At 63.5% G+C, this 16,558-nt stretch carries 9 protein-coding genes; 3 read left to right on the top strand and 6 right to left on the bottom strand.

The window, feature by feature from the left end; translation table 11 throughout:
• Positions 1–95: 95 nt before the first annotated feature.
• From gltB to CHB97_RS02120, 4 genes are read right to left on the bottom strand one after another with little or no spacing between them, the layout of a single operon-like run.
• Positions 96–4,637, bottom strand: coding sequence for a glutamate synthase large subunit (gene gltB, locus CHB97_RS02135; protein WP_089286277.1), 4,542 nt, complete (start codon positions 4,635–4,637; stop codon positions 96–98).
• Positions 4,638–4,687: 50 nt separating this feature from the next.
• The gene (locus tag CHB97_RS02130) at positions 4,688–4,969 is read right to left on the bottom strand and encodes a DUF2442 domain-containing protein (protein WP_160105483.1); all 282 of its coding nucleotides are present in this window, start codon (positions 4,967–4,969) and stop codon (positions 4,688–4,690) included.
• 4 nt (positions 4,970–4,973) lie between these two features.
• Positions 4,974–5,234 carry a DUF4160 domain-containing protein gene (locus CHB97_RS02125; protein ID WP_089286275.1) on the bottom strand — a complete coding sequence of 87 codons (261 nt, stop codon included), beginning with the start codon at positions 5,232–5,234 and terminating at the stop codon, positions 4,974–4,976.
• A 2-nt stretch (positions 5,235–5,236) separates the two neighbouring features.
• A complete protein-coding gene (locus CHB97_RS02120) occupies positions 5,237–6,685 on the bottom strand; it encodes an NAD(P)-dependent oxidoreductase (protein ID WP_089286274.1) in 1,449 nt (482 codons plus the stop codon).
• A gap of 369 nt (positions 6,686–7,054) precedes the next feature.
• Here CHB97_RS02120 and CHB97_RS02115 point away from each other — a divergent pair, with 369 nt between their 5' ends.
• Positions 7,055–7,870, top strand: coding sequence for an undecaprenyl-diphosphate phosphatase (locus tag CHB97_RS02115; protein WP_244559398.1), 816 nt, complete (start codon positions 7,055–7,057; stop codon positions 7,868–7,870).
• 7 nt (positions 7,871–7,877) lie between these two features.
• Entirely contained in the window at positions 7,878–8,687 is an 810-nt protein-coding gene (locus tag CHB97_RS02110; RefSeq protein ID WP_089286272.1) for an RNA methyltransferase, read from the top strand.
• A gap of 21 nt (positions 8,688–8,708) precedes the next feature.
• Here the strand turns inward: CHB97_RS02110 and CHB97_RS02105 are convergent, their stop codons facing one another.
• Positions 8,709–9,737: a hypothetical protein gene (locus CHB97_RS02105; protein ID WP_244559348.1), complete on the bottom strand. Its 1,029-nt coding sequence runs from the start codon at positions 9,735–9,737 to the stop codon at positions 8,709–8,711.
• A 251-nt stretch (positions 9,738–9,988) separates the two neighbouring features.
• On the opposite strand from CHB97_RS02105, the gene CHB97_RS02100 reads away from it, so the two are divergent.
• Positions 9,989–14,833, top strand: coding sequence for an NAD-glutamate dehydrogenase (locus CHB97_RS02100; RefSeq protein WP_089286271.1), 4,845 nt, complete (start codon positions 9,989–9,991; stop codon positions 14,831–14,833).
• A gap of 348 nt (positions 14,834–15,181) precedes the next feature.
• Here CHB97_RS02100 and CHB97_RS02095 read toward each other — a convergent pair whose 3' ends face one another.
• Positions 15,182–16,513: an AarF/ABC1/UbiB kinase family protein gene (locus CHB97_RS02095; protein WP_089286270.1), complete on the bottom strand. Its 1,332-nt coding sequence runs from the start codon at positions 16,511–16,513 to the stop codon at positions 15,182–15,184.
• Positions 16,514–16,558: the final 45 nt, after the last annotated feature.

Here is a 16,558-nt window from a genome sequence, read left to right as displayed (position 1 = left end):
AAGGGGGGAGCCCACCGCAGGATTGCTTACCCCCAAAGAAAAAGGGGTGATCCAATCGGACCACCCCTTCCCTATAATCAGCGATTTATCGCTGCTTACTCAGCGCTCAACCGTTCCGGGGCCGTCACCGGCACCGCCAGACGGTGCAGCATTTCCTTCGGCACCACCTGCCAGAACTGGCCGCGCACCAGTTCCCAATCGTTCAGCAACTGGGCGGCCCAGCGGCTGCCGGTTTCGTCCACATGCTCCTGGATCAGCGCCTTCAGCTGTTCCTCGTAATGCGGCACTTCCAGGCGCTGATAGATGACGCTTTCCGGGTTCACATAGAGCGGGAAGCGGTTCTCCTCGTCATAGACATAGGCCATGCCGCCCGTCATACCGGCACCGAAATTATCGCCCACCGGCCCCAAGATAACAGCCAAACCGCCCGTCATATACTCACAGCCGTTGGAGCCGCAGCCTTCCACCACCACGGTGGCACCGGAATTACGCACCGCGAACCGTTCCCCCGCCTGACCAGCGGCGAACAGCTTACCGGCGGTGGCACCGTAAAGAACGGTGTTGCCGATAATGGTGTTCTCGTTGGTCTTCAGCGGGCTGGCCGTCAGCGGGCGCACTACGATGGTACCGCCCGAAAGGCCCTTGCCAACATAGTCATTGGCATCGCCGAACACTTCCAGCTTCAGCCCCTGCACGGCAAAGGCACCCAAGCTCTGCCCGGCGGAACCGCGCAGCCGCACCGTGGCGTGGCCGGGCTGCAGGCCCTTCATGCCGAACTTGCGGGTGATCATGCCCGACAGCGCCGTGCCGATGGCGCGGTGCGTGTTCTGGGCGTGATACTGCATCTGGGTCTTTTCGCCATCTTCGAACAGGGCGCGGGCGTCCTTGATCATCTGGGCGTCCAGCGTGTCCGGCACCTCGTTACGGCCTTCCAGCGTGCAGTAACGGGCATATTCACCGGGGTCGGCCACGGACAGCAGCGGGTTCAGGTCCAGATCGTCCAGGTGGGCGGCACCACGGCTGACCTGATGCAGCAGATCCGACCGGCCCACCACTTCGCGCAGCTCGCGGAAGCCCAGGTTGGCCAGGATCTCGCGCACCTCTTCAGCGATGAAGCTGAACAGGTTGACCACTTTTTCCGGCGTGCCGGTGAACTTCTTGCGCAGGTCTTCGTCCTGCACGCAGACGCCGACCGGGCAGGTGTTGGAATGGCACTGGCGGACCATGATGCAGCCCATGGCGACCAGGGCCGCCGTACCGATGCCGAATTCCTCCGCCCCCAACATGGCGGCCATCACGATGTCGCGGCCGGTCTTCAGGCCGCCATCGGTGCGCAGCGTCACGCGGTGGCGCAGACGGTTCAGCGTCAGCACCTGCTGCACTTCCGACAGGCCCATTTCCCACGGCACGCCGGCATATTTCACGGACGTCTGCGGCGATGCACCCGTACCGCCATTATGGCCGGCAACCAGAATGATATCGGCACCGGCCTTGGCCACGCCGGCGGCGATGGTGCCGATGCCGGACCGCGACACCAGCTTCACGCAGACCTTGGCGATCGGGTTGACCTGCTTCAGGTCATAGATCAGCTGGGCCAGATCTTCGATGGAATAGATGTCATGGTGCGGCGGCGGGCTGATCAGCATCACGCCCGGCGTGGAATGGCGCAGCTTGGCGATCAGTTCCGTGACCTTGAAGCCGGGCAACTGCCCGCCCTCGCCGGGCTTAGCACCCTGGGCCACCTTGATTTCAATCTCGCGGCACTGGTTCAGATATTCCGCCGTCACACCGAAGCGGCCAGAGGCGACCTGCTTGATGGCGCTGTTCCAGTTATCGCCATTGGCATCCGGCTTGAAGCGCGCCGGGTCTTCCCCGCCCTCACCGCTGACCGAGCGGGCGCCGATGCGGTTCATCGCCACGTTCAGCGTGCCATGCGCTTCGGGCGACAGGGCCCCCAGCGACATGCCCGGCGTGATGAAACGCTTGCGCAAGGATGTGATGCTTTCCACCTCATCCACCGGCACGGACTTTTCCGCCGGCTTGAAATCCAGCAGGTCGCGCAGGTTGATGGGCGGGCGCTTGTGCAGCGCCTCGGAATATTTCTTGAAGGTGGAGAAGCTGTCCGTCGATACAGCGGTCTGCATCATATGGATCAGGCCGCCTTCCCAGGCGTGGCGGTCGCCACCCTTGCGGAAGCGGTAGAAACCGCCGACCGGCAGGGCCACCACGTCTTCGTCATAGGCCATCTTGTGCTGGCCCAGCACTTCTTCCTGGATACCCAGCAGGCCCAGGCCAGAGATGCGGGACGGCAGACCGGGGAAATATTCCGCCGCCAGCGAACGGGACAGGCCGATCGCCTCAAAATTCAGGCCACCACGGTAGCTGCTGATGATGGAGATGCCCATCTTGGACATCACCTTCAGCAGACCGTCATTGATCGCCTTCTTATAGCGCTTCAGGCATTCCTCCAGGCTCATCTGCCCGAACAGGCCACGGCGGTGGCGGTCGGCGATGGCTTCCTGGGCGATATAGGCATTGACCGTGGTGGCACCGACACCGATCAGCACCGCGAAATAATGCACGTCCAGGCATTCGCCCGACCGGACATTCAGGCTGGTGAAGGTGCGCAGCTGCTGGCGGATCAGGTGGGTATGCACCGCACCGGTGGCCAGGATCATCGGCATGGGCGCGCGGGTGCCGCTCATCGCCTCATCGGTCAGGATGACATGAGTGGCACCGCCCCGCACGGCATCTTCCGCCTCCTGGCGGATACGACGCAGGCCATCGCGCAGCGCGTTGGGGCCGGCGCTGGCATCGAAGGTGCAGTCGATCTCCGCCGCCGTCGCCCCCATATATTTGCGCATGGCGCGGAATTCCGCCGTGGTCAGCACGGGGCTTTCCAGCTGCAGCAGGCGGCACTGGCCGGCATCTTCGTCCAGAATGTTACCCAGATTGCCCAGCCGGGTCTTCAGCGACATGACGCGGGTTTCGCGCAGACTGTCGATGGGCGGGTTCGTCACCTGGGCGAAGTTCTGGCGGAAATAATGGTGCAGGCCGCGATACTTGTCCGACAGCACGGCGATGGGGCTGTCATCACCCATGGAGCCGACCGCCTCCTTGGCGTCATCCACCATCGGCTGCAGGATCAGTTCCAGATCCTCCATGGTGATGCCATAGGCCAGCTGGCGGCGGCGCAGCTCATCCTTGGACAGTTCCGCCGGTTCCACCGGGGCCTTCTTCACCAGATCGTCCAGCACGGTGATGTTGCCGATCCAGTTGCCATAGGGGCGCTGGGCGGCCAGATTGTCCTTGATCTCCCGATCATGGAACAGCCGGCCTTCCACAAGATCGACGGCAATCATCTGCCCCGGACCCAGGCGGCCCTTTTCCACCACGGCCTGTTCGTTGATCTTCACCATGCCGGCTTCGGAACCGCCGATGATCAGCCCATCGCCGGTGATGACATAGCGCAGCGGGCGCAGGCCGTTACGGTCCACCCCGCCGACAACCCAGCGGCCATCATAGATGGCGAGTGCGGCCGGGCCGTCCCACGGTTCCATCACGGAATTGGCGTAGGAATAAAGGTCGCGGTGGGCCTGCGGCATCACCTCCTTGTTCGACCAGGCTTCCGGCACCAGCATGGTCTTCACCATGGGTGCGGAACGGCCAGCCTTCACCATCAGCTCAAACACGGCATCCAGCGCGCCGCTATCCGAGGAGCCGACGGGGATGATGGGCTTCAGGTCTTCGACATTGGCGCCGAAAACCTCATGATCCATGCGGGTTTCGTGCGCCTTCATCCAGTTGACATTACCGCGCAGCGTGTTGATCTCGCCATTATGGGCGAGCGTGCGGAACGGCTGAGCCAACTGCCAGGTCGGGAAGGTGTTGGTGGAATAGCGCTGGTGGTAGACGGCGAAATTGCTCTCAAACCGCTCATCCAGCAGGTCGGGATAAAACGCCGTCAACTGTTCGGCCAGGAACATGCCCTTATAGATGATGGAGCGGGCGGACAGCGTACAGATATAGAAACCGCCAATCTGCTCCCCGGCCACCGCCTTTTCGATGCGGCGGCGGATGATATAGAGGTCGCGTTCGAACTGGTCTTCCGGCACCTGCTTGGGGTTGCCGACCATGATCTGTTCGATTTCGGGGCGGGTGGCATTGGCCTTTTCGCCGATGATCGAAATATCGATCGGCACCTGGCGCCAGCCATAGATCGTGTAACCCCAGTTGAGCACTTCCGTCTCAACAATGGCGCGGCAGCGCTCCTGCGCCGACAGGTCGGTGCGCGGCAGGAAAACCTGACCAACGGCGATCAGGCCCTTGGGCTCCGGGTGGCCGGTGCGCACGACATGTTCGCGGAAAAAGGCTTGCGGCAGCTGCACATGGATGCCGGCGCCGTCGCCGGTCTTGCCATCGGCATCCACCGCGCCGCGGTGCCACAGGGCGCGCAGCGCCTCCACAGCCTTTTCCACCACCTCGCGCCGGGGCTTGCCATCAATGGCTGCCACAAAGCCGACGCCGCAGGCATCATGCTGTTCGGTATCAACGAAGGCAGTATTGTCCAGCAGGGCCTTGTTGGCGGTGTATTCAGCCGCGAAGATCTCACCGGCGTGGAGGTTGGCGTCGGTCATGTCATGGCCCTCGGTGTTCGAAAACGAATGAAATTCGCGTATCGGGTCGGTTATTCGGCAGCGACGTCGGGATAGTCGCGTTTCAGATCATCAGGGTGGGTGCGGTACCAGAGGCTGTCGGCACTGAAATCAATCTCCACCGGCCAGCCCAGATAATAGCCGTCTTCGGCCACATAGAGCTTACCGGTGAAGAAGGCGACATCGGCCAAAGGGGTGAATACCTTGCCCTTGGCGATGGTCGGCTTGAAATCGACAATGCTGGTCGGACCGTGTTGCCATTCAATGGTAACGGTAAAGTCCGGGTTGGCGGTTGCCTTGGCGATGTAATACATGGGGTCAGCCTCCGATCCTGGGTGGCGTTTCGCCATCCTGCACCATATTCCAGGCCCTATACAGGGCCGGCAGATGGCGGCGCGCCCAATCCCGGATCGCCCGGATTTCAGCCGGCCTCAGCTGCCCCTTGATTTCCACCAGCGTCAGTTCCGCCAGATCGAACTTTGCCTCCACACCCTTGCCGCGCACATGGAAATGGGGTGGCGCATGGTCTTCAAAAAAGAAGACGATCGCATATCCCAAGATCCAGGCGACGGTCGGCATCCTTACTCCGCCGCCACAGCCACTGGCTGGGCGGCCTTGGCCTGGATGAATTTGTGGATGCCCTCGGCGGCGTCGCGGCCATCCTTGATGCCCCACACCACCAGAGAGGCACCGCGCACGATGTCGCCGGCGGCGAACACGCCATCCAGGTTGGTCATCATGGTGCCGTACTTCACCTGCACGGTGCCCCAGCGGCTGACCTTCAGTTCCGGCGCGCCAAACAGGGTGGGGATTTCCTCCGGGTCGAAGCCAAGGGCCTTCACCACCAGATCGGCGTCAATCGTATAGCCGGAGCCTTCAATGGGCAGCGGGGTCTGGCGGCCGGTGGCATCGGCCACGCCCATATGCATCTTGAAGACCTTGACGCCGGTGACATGCGCATCGCCGGTGAACCCGTCCGGTGCGGTCTGCCAGACGAATTCCACGCCTTCTTCCTCCGCATTGGCGGTTTCGCGCTGCGAGCCCGGCATGTTCTTGCGGTCGCGGCGATAGAGGCACTTCACCGACTTGGCACCCTGGCGGATGGCGGTGCGCACGCAATCCATCGCCGTGTCGCCACCGCCGATCACCACCACATTCTTGCCCTTGGCGTTCAGCTTGCCGGTCTCAAAATCCAGCACCGTGTCGCCCAGGCTCTTGCGGTTGCTGGCGGTCAGGTAATCCAGTGCGGCAACAATGCCGTCCAGCCCGGAGCCCGGCCCGCCCAGATCGCGGGCCTTATACACGCCGGTGGCGATCAGCACGGCGTCGTGCTGGGAACGCAGGGTGCGCAGGTCGATATTGCGGCCAACCTCAACGCCCAGATGGAACTCAACGCCCGATTCCTCCAGCTGCTTCCAGCGGCGAATGACGACTTCCTTATCCAGCTTGAAGCCGGGGATGCCATAGATCAGCAGGCCGCCCACGCGGTCATAGCGATCATAGACATGAACCTTATAGCCCTTCTGGCGCAGCTGGGCGGCGGCGGCCAGACCGGCGGGGCCGGCACCGATGATGCCGACGGACTGGTCACGCTCCACGCGCGGCACGATCGGCTTCACCCAGCCGCGTTCCCACGCCGTATCGGTGATGTATTTTTCCACCGCACCGATGGTGACCGTGCCGTGGGTCGACTGCTCAATCGTGCAGTTGCCCTCGCACAGACGGTCCTGCGGGCAGATGCGGCCGCAGATTTCCGGGAAATTATTGGTGGCCTGGGACAGTTCATACGCTTCCTCCAGCCGGCCTTCGCGCGTCAGCTTCAGCCAGTCGGGGATATTGTTGCTGACCGGGCAATGCACCTGACAGAAGGGCACACCACACTGGGAGCAGCGGCCCGCCTGTTCGGACGCACCCTGATCGCTGAAGCGGGCATAGATCTCATCAAAATCCTGGCGACGCAGCGCCGGTTCCCGTTTATCGGGCATCCGCTGTTCGGTATGGACAAACCCGAGCATATTCTGCTGCGCCATGGAACCAATCCTCATTCCCACCTGAAACCCAGCCGGCGGACGGGTAATTCCCTTATCCTCCAGCGGCGGAGAACGATCATATAAAGTGCCGAAAGACGCCGTTCCAGCAGTTTTTCAGCGATAGGTCAGCATTGCTGCCCATTTTTCAGCGCATAAGTCCTGTGCTTTCGGCGCAACCTCAGTTAAGAACCATTCTCAATCGTCAAAATAGGTCCGTTCCGGACCTTTCCATGTCAGAACCATTGCAAAAGCGCGATTCCGGGTGACGCGCCCAACCGGGCGCCCATGTCGCAGTCGCCAGGGCGGGGAGCGGCTGCTATACAGGCGCCGCCGATCCCCCCGATTGTCCCCAAGGGAACTGCCATTTTGATTGCTGAAACCACCCCCTTTTTCGATGCCATCCTGCTGGGTCTGCTGGAAGGGTTGACGGAGTTCATCCCCGTCTCCTCCACCGGCCATCTGATCATGCTCAGCGAGGTGCTGGGCTTCAAAGGTCAGGCCGAAGATCTGTTCAAGGTGGTGATCCAGCTGGGCGCCATCCTGGCCATCCTGCTGGTTTATTTCCACAAGCTGTGGGGCGTGCTGACCGGCCTGTTCCGGGGTGACAAGGCGGCGGTGGGCTTCACCGCCGCGATCCTGTTGGCCTTCCTGCCCGCCGCCGGCATCGGCGTGGTGGCGCATTCCTATATCAAGAGTGTGCTGTTCAACCCGACCGTGGTGTCCATCGCCCTGATCGTCGGGGGCATCATCATTCTGGTGGCGGAAAAGTTGGTGAAAAGTCCGCGTTATTTCGAGGTCGAAAATTTCCCGGCCCGGCTGTCGCTGTCCATCGGCTTCATCCAGTGTCTGGCGATGATCCCCGGCGTTTCCCGATCTGGTGCCACCATCATCGGGTCGCTGTTGATGGGGGTGGAGCGCAAGGCGGCAGCCGAGTTCAGCTTCTTCGTCGCCATTCCCACCATGCTGGGCGCGGCTGTCTATGACCTCTACAAGAATCGTGACGTATTGGCCGTCGATTCGGTCAGCCTGATCGCCGTGGGTTTCGGTGTGGCCTTCCTGTCGGCCCTGGTGGTGGTGCGCTGGCTGGTGGATTTCGTCAGCCGGCATGGCTTCACGCCGTTCGCCTGGTACCGCATCGCCATCGGCACCATCATGCTGTCCTATCTCACCTTCTTTGCCGCCTGATTATTCAATGACCGACCAGCCGAAGCCGCGCCCCACCCTGCGTCTGAAACCGCCAGCCCCAACGCCGCCCACCCAGCCGGCGCGGCGCAAGCCGTTCCGTGTGGCCGGCTGGCCGGCGGTGGCAGCCCTGTTCGCCCAAGACCCCGACCGGGTGGAGCGGCTTTATTTTGATGAGCGGTTCCGCGCCGATACCGGCCCCTTCTGTGCCCGGCTGGCCGAACAGCGCAAACCCTATCGGATGGTGCCGGCGGCGGAACTGGAGAAGATTGCCGGGTCGGCCATGCATGGCGGCATCGTGGCCGAAGCGCAGCCGCGCCCCGTGCTGGCCTATGATCCGGCGATGGCCGGCCAGTGGCGGGCGGAAGGGCGCCGACTGTTGATTCTGGATGGCGTTTCCAACCCCCATAATCTGGGCGCCATCATCCGCACCGCCGCCTTTTTCGGCATCGACCGGGTGCTGATCTCCGACCATAAGGGGCAGGCCCTGCCGTCGGAGGCAGCCTATCGTGTGGCCGAAGGCGGGTTCGAATATGTCGACCTCTATCAGACCCACGGCTTTGCGGCGGCCCTGGGGGCCTTGCGCCCGCATTACCGCACCGTGGGCACCGCACTGGGCGATTTCCCCGGCCTGGACGCCCTGGCCCCAAGCGCCGACGGGCGGCCCACCGCCTTTGTCATGGGGAATGAAGAACATGGAATGCCGCCGGAAAGCCAGGCCGCCTGCGAAGCGCTGGTGACAATCCGGGGCAGCGGCTGGGTGCAGTCGCTGAACGTGTCGGCCACCACGGCGATCCTGGCCTTCCTGCTGGCGCGGTAAAGAATAAGGGGCGCGCCCCCCTTATTCCACCATCCGTACCATGGGCAACCCCACGCCCGCCGCCACCCGTTCGCGCAGCACATCGCGGCGGAACCGGTGCAGCTCCGCCGGGCGGCCACCGGTATTGGCCTCATGCGTGCCGGTGGCTTCCACCAGCCCACCGGCCAGAACCAGCCGGCGAAAATTCTGCTTGTGCAACTGCACGCCGGACAAGGCCTCTACCGTGCGCTGCAGGCGGAACAGGGTGAACTGGGCCGGCAACAGGTCAAACACCACCGGTCGGTATTTCAGCTTGCCGCGCAGCCGCCCCAGCCCGACGGCCAGGATGCGGCGATTATCATGCGCCATGGGCGTGCCCAGTTGCGCTGCCAGATCGGGTTCATCCAGATGCGCCTGATCCAGCGCCAGCCCTAAGCGCTGACGGATGGCCCGGTCACGCCGGGCCTCGGCCACCAGCCCTGCGCTGTAGAGCAGCTCATAGCGTTCCAGCACCCGTTCGGTATCCCACAGTTCTTCTTCGGCGAAGGTGGTGGAGACACGTTCGACCCGGGCGGCGGCGGCGGCAGCATCGGGGGCGGCGGCAATCCAGCGTTCCAGCGCCGGCAGGATAACCCTGGTCAGGATCTCCGGCCTTCCATCGCGCCAATCCTCCCACGGGAAATAATCGTACCAGTCGTGCCATTCCGCCGCCCCGCTGCCCGACAGCGGGGCTTCGCGCACCAGGGCCATATAGCCGACGGACACCACGCGCGCCCCGCCCTCCAGCTCTCGCGGGTCGCGGTAGCGGTCACCGAACGTATAAAGCTGTTCCACATAGCGCAGCGGCAGGCCCGTCTGTTCCTGCACCCAGCGGCGCAGACCCTGTTCCAGCGTGCGGTCGCGCTCCGGTGCAAAGGGGCCGAAGGGCAGCAGGTCCAGCCCCTCCGTCGCGTCGCGCTGTTCCGGCGTGGCCAGATCATGCGTCATGCGCCGCACCACCAGCACGCGCGGCACCTCATCCGTCACCGCAACGATGACGGCGGTCAGACCCAGCACACTCGAGTCGGCCACGGGCAAGGGGTGCTTCCTCCCAGCTGCGAAAATGGGGCGATGGCGGCGCATTCGAAAAGAAAGCCGTTGCCGCTTGTAAAGCAATGGAATGCCGTATGCCAGCCCGCCAAGAGCACAAGCCTTTCGGATCATGGGATTGTAACCGTCTGCACCTTCCTGCCTGTCACGAAAATGGGGCAAGGTATGGTCCGCAAACCGTGCCGGGCCGGACTGAATCCGGCCAGAGAGCCGGTGACATCGGGAGAGAAGTCATGGCGTACAAGCTCGAACAGCGGAAGTCCGAGCTGGTGGAACAGGTGGTCGCCAAATTGCGCGCCCGTCTGCCCAAGGAGAAGGCCGCACTGGCCGAAACCTTCGTGCGGCAGTTCTACCGCAATGTCTCAGCCGAGGATATGCTGCGGTCCAGTGCCGATGAACTCTATGGTGCAGCGCTCGCCATCTGGCAGTTCGGCTGCACCCGCCATCCGGGTGAAACGCTGGTGCGGGTGATGAATCCGCGCGTGGATGCCGATGGCTGGCACGCCCACCACACGGTGGTGGAAATCGTCAATGACGACATGCCTTTCCTGGTGGACAGCGTTTCCGCCGAACTGAACCGCCATGGCCTGACCGTGCATCTGGTGGTGCATCCGGTGCTGCGCCTGACGCGCGGGGCCGATGGCAAGATCGCCACCCTGTTTGAGCCCGATGCTGCCCCCGCCGATGCCATCGCCGAATCGGTGATGCATATTGAGGTGGACCAGATCGCCGGTGCGGCGGAACTGGAAGCGCTGCGCAGCGGCATCCTGAAGGTGCTGGGCGATGTGCGCGCCGCCGTGGTCGATTTCACCACCATGCGCGAACGGCTGGCCGAAACCCTGCTGGACAGCAGCACCGGCCGCCCGCCCCTGCCGGCGGCGGAAATCGACGAAGGCCTCTCCTTCCTGCGCTGGATGGATGAGGAACATTTCATCTTCCTGGGCGTGCGCGAATATCGCTTCGGCCAGGATAATGGCGAGGCAACGCTGGAGATTCAGCGGGGCCAGGGGCTGGGCGTGCTGCGCGACGATGATGTCAGCGTCTTTGACGGGCTGCGCCATTTCTCCACCCTGCCGCCGGAAGTGCGCAGCTTCGTGCGCCAGCAGCGCTTCCTGATGGTCACCAAGGCCAATAAGGACAGCACCGTGCATCGCCGCGCGCCGCTGGATGCGGTGATGGTGAAGCTGTTCAATGAACAGGGGGAGGAGATTGGCGAACGGCTGTTCGCCGGCCTGTTCACCAGCACCGCCTATAACCGCTCGGCCCGCGATATCCCCTATCTGCGGCAGAAGGTGAACCGGCTGATGGACCGCACCGGGTTTGACCCGCGCGGCCATGATGGCAAGGCCCTGCTGCATATTCTGGAAACCTTCCCGCGTGACGAGCTGTTCCAGATCAGCGACGACGAACTGCATGACATCGCCCTGGGCGTGCTGCAATTGCAGGACCGCCAGCGCGTGGCCCTGTTCGTGCGTAAAGACCCGTTCAACCGTTTCGTTTCCGCACTGATCTATGTTCCGCGTGATCGTTACGATACCGATCTGCGCCGCCGCTTGCAGGGCCTGATCGAGAAGGCCTATGGCGGCACCACTTCTCAGGCGCATGTCACCCTGTCGGAAAGCGTGCTGGCCCGTGTCCATCTGATCATCCAGACCAATGGCGCGCCGCCGGATGTGGATGTGGTGGAGCTGGAAACCCAGTTGATCGAGGCCGCCCGCGGCTGGCGCGACCGGCTGTCCCAGGCTTTGGTGGAAGAGAAGGGCGAAGCCGCCGGGCTGGCGCTGGCCCGCAAATATCTCCAGGCCCTGCCCGCCTCCTATCAGGAAGCCTATGGCCCGGATGAGGCGGTGGTGGATATTGCCCGCATCGAACAGGCGCTGGCCACCGGCCGTCTGGCGCTGAACCTGCACCGCCCGGTGGAGGCGGAAAGCCATCAGCTTTACTTCAAGGTCTATCAGTCCGGCTCCCCGGTGGAACTGTCCAAGGTTCTGCCGATGCTGGAACATCTGGGCCTGCGCATCCTGGCCGAAGGCGGCCCCTATGAGGTGGAGGTGCCAGACCAGCCGGCCAATATCTTCATCCAGGATTTCGACATGCTGACCACCGACGGAAGGGCGGTGGAGCTGGAAAAGATCAAGGCCGCCTTCGAGGATGCGTTTCTGCGCGTCTGGACCGGTGAGGCGCAGAGCGACGGGCTGAACCGGCTGGTGCTGGCCGGCGGCCTGTCCTGGCGGGAGGTGGTGGTTTTCCGCGCCTATGCCAAGTACCTGAAACAGGCCAAGTTCGACCTGACCCAGGAATATATCGAGAATACGCTGGCGGCCCATGCCGCCATCGCCCGCCGGCTGATCGATCTGTTCCGCGTCAGCCATGATCCGGCCTTCCTGGCGCAGTTCGGCCGCGATGCGGTGGATGTGAAGCGCAAGGGCCTGATCCTGGAAATCGACCATGCGCTGGATGGTGTCTCCAACCTGGATGAGGACCGCATCCTGCGCCGGATGCTGAACCTGATCCGGTCCACCCTTCGCACCAATTATTTCCAGAAGGGGGCGGATGGCGCCCCCAAGCCCTATGTCAGCTTCAAGCTGGACAGCACCGCCATTGACGAACTGCCCCTGCCCCGCCCCTGGCGGGAAATCTGGGTGTACAGCCCGCGGGTAGAGGCCATCCATCTGCGCGGCGGCAAGGTGGCGCGCGGCGGCATCCGCTGGTCCGACCGCAAGGAGGATTTCCGCACCGAGATTCTGGGCCTGATCAAGGCGCAGATCGTCAAGAATGCGGTGATCGTGCCGGTGGGCAGCAAGGGCGGCTTTGTGGTGAAGAACCCGCCGCCGCCCACGGCGGGGCGTGAGGCGCTGATGGCCGAAGTGGTCGAATGCTACAAGACCATGATGCGCGGCCTGCTGGACATCACCGACAACCTGAAGAAGGGGGAGGTGATCCCGCCCATCGATGTGGTGCGGCTGGACAGTGACGATCCCTATCTGGTGGTGGCCGCCGACAAGGGCACAGCCACCTTCTCCGACATCGCCAATGGCGTGTCGCGCGATTACGGTTTCTGGCTGGATGATGCCTTCGCGTCGGGCGGCTCCGCCGGGTACGATCATAAGGGCATGGGCATCACCGCGCGCGGCGCGTGGGAGGCGGTGAAGCGCCATTTCCGCGAACGGGGCAAGGATATCCAGCAGGAGGATTTCAGCGTGGTCGGCGTGGGCGACATGTCGGGCGACGTGTTCGGCAATGGTATGTTGCTGTCGCGCCATATCCGCCTGATCGCCGCCTTCGACCATCGCCATATCTTCATCGATCCCAACCCGGATGCGGCGACCAGCTGGGCAGAGCGTAAGCGCCTGTTCGATCTCGGCCGTTCCTCCTGGGCGGATTATGATGCATCGCTGCTGTCGCCCGGTGGCGGCATTTTCGACCGGTCGGCGAAATTCATCCAGCTGAGCCCGGAAATCCGTCAGGCGCTGGATATCCCCAATGAACGGCTGACACCGGCCGCCCTGATGCAGGCCATCCTGAAGGCACGGGTGGAATTGCTGTGGCTGGGCGGCATCGGCACCTATGTGAAGTCGCACGCGGAAAGCAATGCCGATGCCGGCGACAAGGCCAATGATGCCATCCGCATCAATGGCCGTGACCTGCGGGTGAAGGTGGTGGGCGAAGGCGCCAATCTGGGCTTCACCCAGCGCGGCCGGGTGGAGGCGGCGCAAGCCGGCATCGCCATCAACACCGACGCCATCGACAATTCCGCCGGGGTGGACACCTCTGACCATGAGGTGAATATCAAGATCCTGCTGCGGGATGTGATGGACAAGGGCGGCATGACCCGCGAACAGCGCGACAAGCTGCTGGCGGAAATGACCGATGAGGTAGCCGCCCTGGTGCTGACCGACAATTACAAGCAGACCCAGGCCCTGACCATCGCCCAGGCCAACGCGGCGGACACGCTGGAGGACCAGACCCGGTTCGCCCGCAGCATGGAAAAGGCGGGCAAACTGTCCCGCGCCATTGAGTTCCTGCCCGATGATGAGGAGGTGGCCGCCCGCGTCGCCAACCGCCAGGGGCTGACGCGGCCGGAACTGGCCGTGCTGCTGGCCTATGCCAAGATCGACCTGTACGACCAGTTGCTGGCCAGCGGCCTGCCGGATGATACGGCCGTGCTGGGCGATCTGGTGCGCTATTTCCCCAAGGCCCTTCAGGACCGTTTCCCAGACGCGGTGGCCGGGCACCAGTTGCGGCGGGAGATTATCTGCACCGCCGTCACCAACGGCATGGTCAACCGCGTCGGCCCCACCTTCACCTGGGAAATGGTGGAACAGACCGGGCGCGGGGCCGATGATGTGGCCCGCGCCTATCTGGTGGTACGCGATGCCTTTGGCCTGCGCGCCCTGTGGGATGCGGTGGAGGCGTTGGACGCCAAGGCCCCGGCACGGGCGCAGACTGAAATGATGCTCTATACCGGACATCTGATGCGGCGGGCCGTGCCCTGGGTGCTGGCCCATGGCGCCTATCCGCTGGATATCCAGGCGGAGATTGCCCGGCTGGCCCCGGTGGTGGCGGAACTGGCCGGCGATCTGGCCGGCCTGCTCTCCCCGGCGGCGCTGAAATGGGTGGCCGAACATGCGGGGCGCTGGTCGGAACAGCAGGTGCCGGGCGATCTGGCTTCCCATATCGCCCAGTTGCCCGCCCTGGCGGCGGCGACCGACATCGCCGCCGTGACGGTGGAAACCGGCAAGCCGGCGCCGGATGTGGCCGCCCTTTACTTCCAGCTGGGCGACCGGCTGGGGCTGGATACGCTGCGCGCCCGCACCTTGGATGTGAAGGCCGACAATCACTGGCAGCGTCAGGCCGTGGCCGCCATCCTGGATGATCTGTTCAGCCTGCAGGCACGGCTGACGGCACGCGTGCTGGCCCAGCCGGGCAGCAACCCGCTGGAAGTCTGGATCGCCCAGCGCCAGGGCCCGCTGGACCGGATCAACAGCCTGCTGACCGAGTTGCGCGCCGCCTCCAGCGTGGATATCGCCATGCTGGCCGTCGCCAGCCGGCAATTGAGGGGGCTGCTGGCGGGGTAAGGAAGTGTGTACGGGGGGCCGGCAGCAATGCTGGCCCCACCGTCACCCGCTTTCAGTCATTCCTGCAAATTCGCTCGCGCGCGAGCGGACGCCTTCGACAATCTTCCAGCGTCACCACACGTTCCAAAGGCCCAGCACGTCACCGGTCGCCGCCAGAAGGATGACCGCAGCCCAACCGGCGCACGCCCCTTTGAAAAAGGAAATACCGATCCGTGAAATACTGACGCGTGCTTTTGGTTGGCAGGCCTCACCCATTGCTCTGGACTCCCCTCTCCGGCAAAAGTCGAAGATCATCCTATAATGGCTGATTTTTCCCGTAAATCGAGAAACCAAACCAACCTTATCCCACTACAGCCCCGCCACCTGCAAGGCCATCGCCTGCCGCGCGGCAAGGGTGTCGGTGCTGAACCCCTCGACCAGTTCCTGGAAATGCTGGAACCAGTTCAGTTCCGCCCGCAGATGCAGGAAGACCGAGCCGAGGCCAATGGCCGCCCGGTCCATGAAGACGAATTCGCGCGGGATTTCCACACCACCCACCCGGCGCAATTCCTCATGCACCTTGGCGGCAGTGGCCTGACCATAGCGGCCATTATTGGTTTCCTCCAGCGCCCGCACCCGATCTTCCAGCAGTGGGGCATAGATGAAGCCGGCCCAGATATTCAGCACCTCCACCAGTTCCCGCGTCAGGTTGCGGAAGCCCCAGCTTTCATAGGCCGCCGCCGCGCGGTCAGTATCCTGCGTGCGCAGCGCCTCATAAAGCTCAATCACACCCGCCACGAATGTGGGCGGGAAGATGCGCACACAGCCGAAATCCAGCAGGTTGATCGTATGATCCGCCCGCACCGTGTAATTGCCCAGATGCGGATCACCATGGATGATGCCATAGCGGTAAAAGGGCACGTACCAGGCCCGGAACATGTGCAAGGCCAACTGGTTGCGCAGTTCCAGCGGCGCATCCTTGAACTGGGTGATCTTCACGCCCTCCACCCATTCCATGGTCAGCAGCCGGCCGCTGCTAAGCTCGGGGTGCAGGGCCGGCACATGCACGCCCGGCACATCGGCCAGCATGTGGCGGTAAAGCGTCAGGTGCCGCGCCTCGCGGGCGTAATCCAGTTCCTCCTTCAGCCGTTCCGCCAATTCATCTTGAATCTGGTCGGTGCGCACCGCCTTGTCATAGCGGGCATAGACGGCGAACAGCAGTTTCAATTGCTGTAAATCCGCCGCCACGGCGGACTGCATGTCGGGATATTGCAGCTTGCAGGCCAGCGCCGCACCATCCAGGGCGGTGGCGCGATGCACCTGGCCGAGTGAGGCAGCGGATGCCGCCTCCTTCTCAAACCCGGTGAAGCGCTGTTGCCAGTCCGGTCCCAGTTCAGCCTGCATCCGCCGCTTCACGAAGGGCCAGCCCATGGACGGGGCATCAGACTGAAGCTGTGCCAGTTCCTGCACATATTCCGCTGGCAAGGCATCAGGAATGGTGGACAGGATTTGCGCCACCTTCATCAGCGGCCCTTTCAAGCCTCCCAGGGCTGCCCGCAATTCCGCCGCGTGCGCCTCCCGCTCCAGCTTGATACCCAGGAACCGCTCGCCGGCCAGCTTGGCGGCAAGGCCCCCCATGGTGGTGCCAACCCGGGCATATCGCGCCAGACGGCCCTGCAGAGAACTTTCTTCATCGCGCATGATGGGGATGAGATGGGATTGACAGCGCCCAAGGCAAGGCATCAT

Source organism: Azospirillum sp. RU38E (genome assembly GCF_900188385.1).
In the GTDB taxonomy this organism is placed as follows: domain Bacteria; phylum Pseudomonadota; class Alphaproteobacteria; order Azospirillales; family Azospirillaceae; genus Niveispirillum.
The sequence above is the reverse complement of the archived record's forward strand: the minus strand, read 5'-3'. Positions and strand labels throughout refer to the sequence as shown.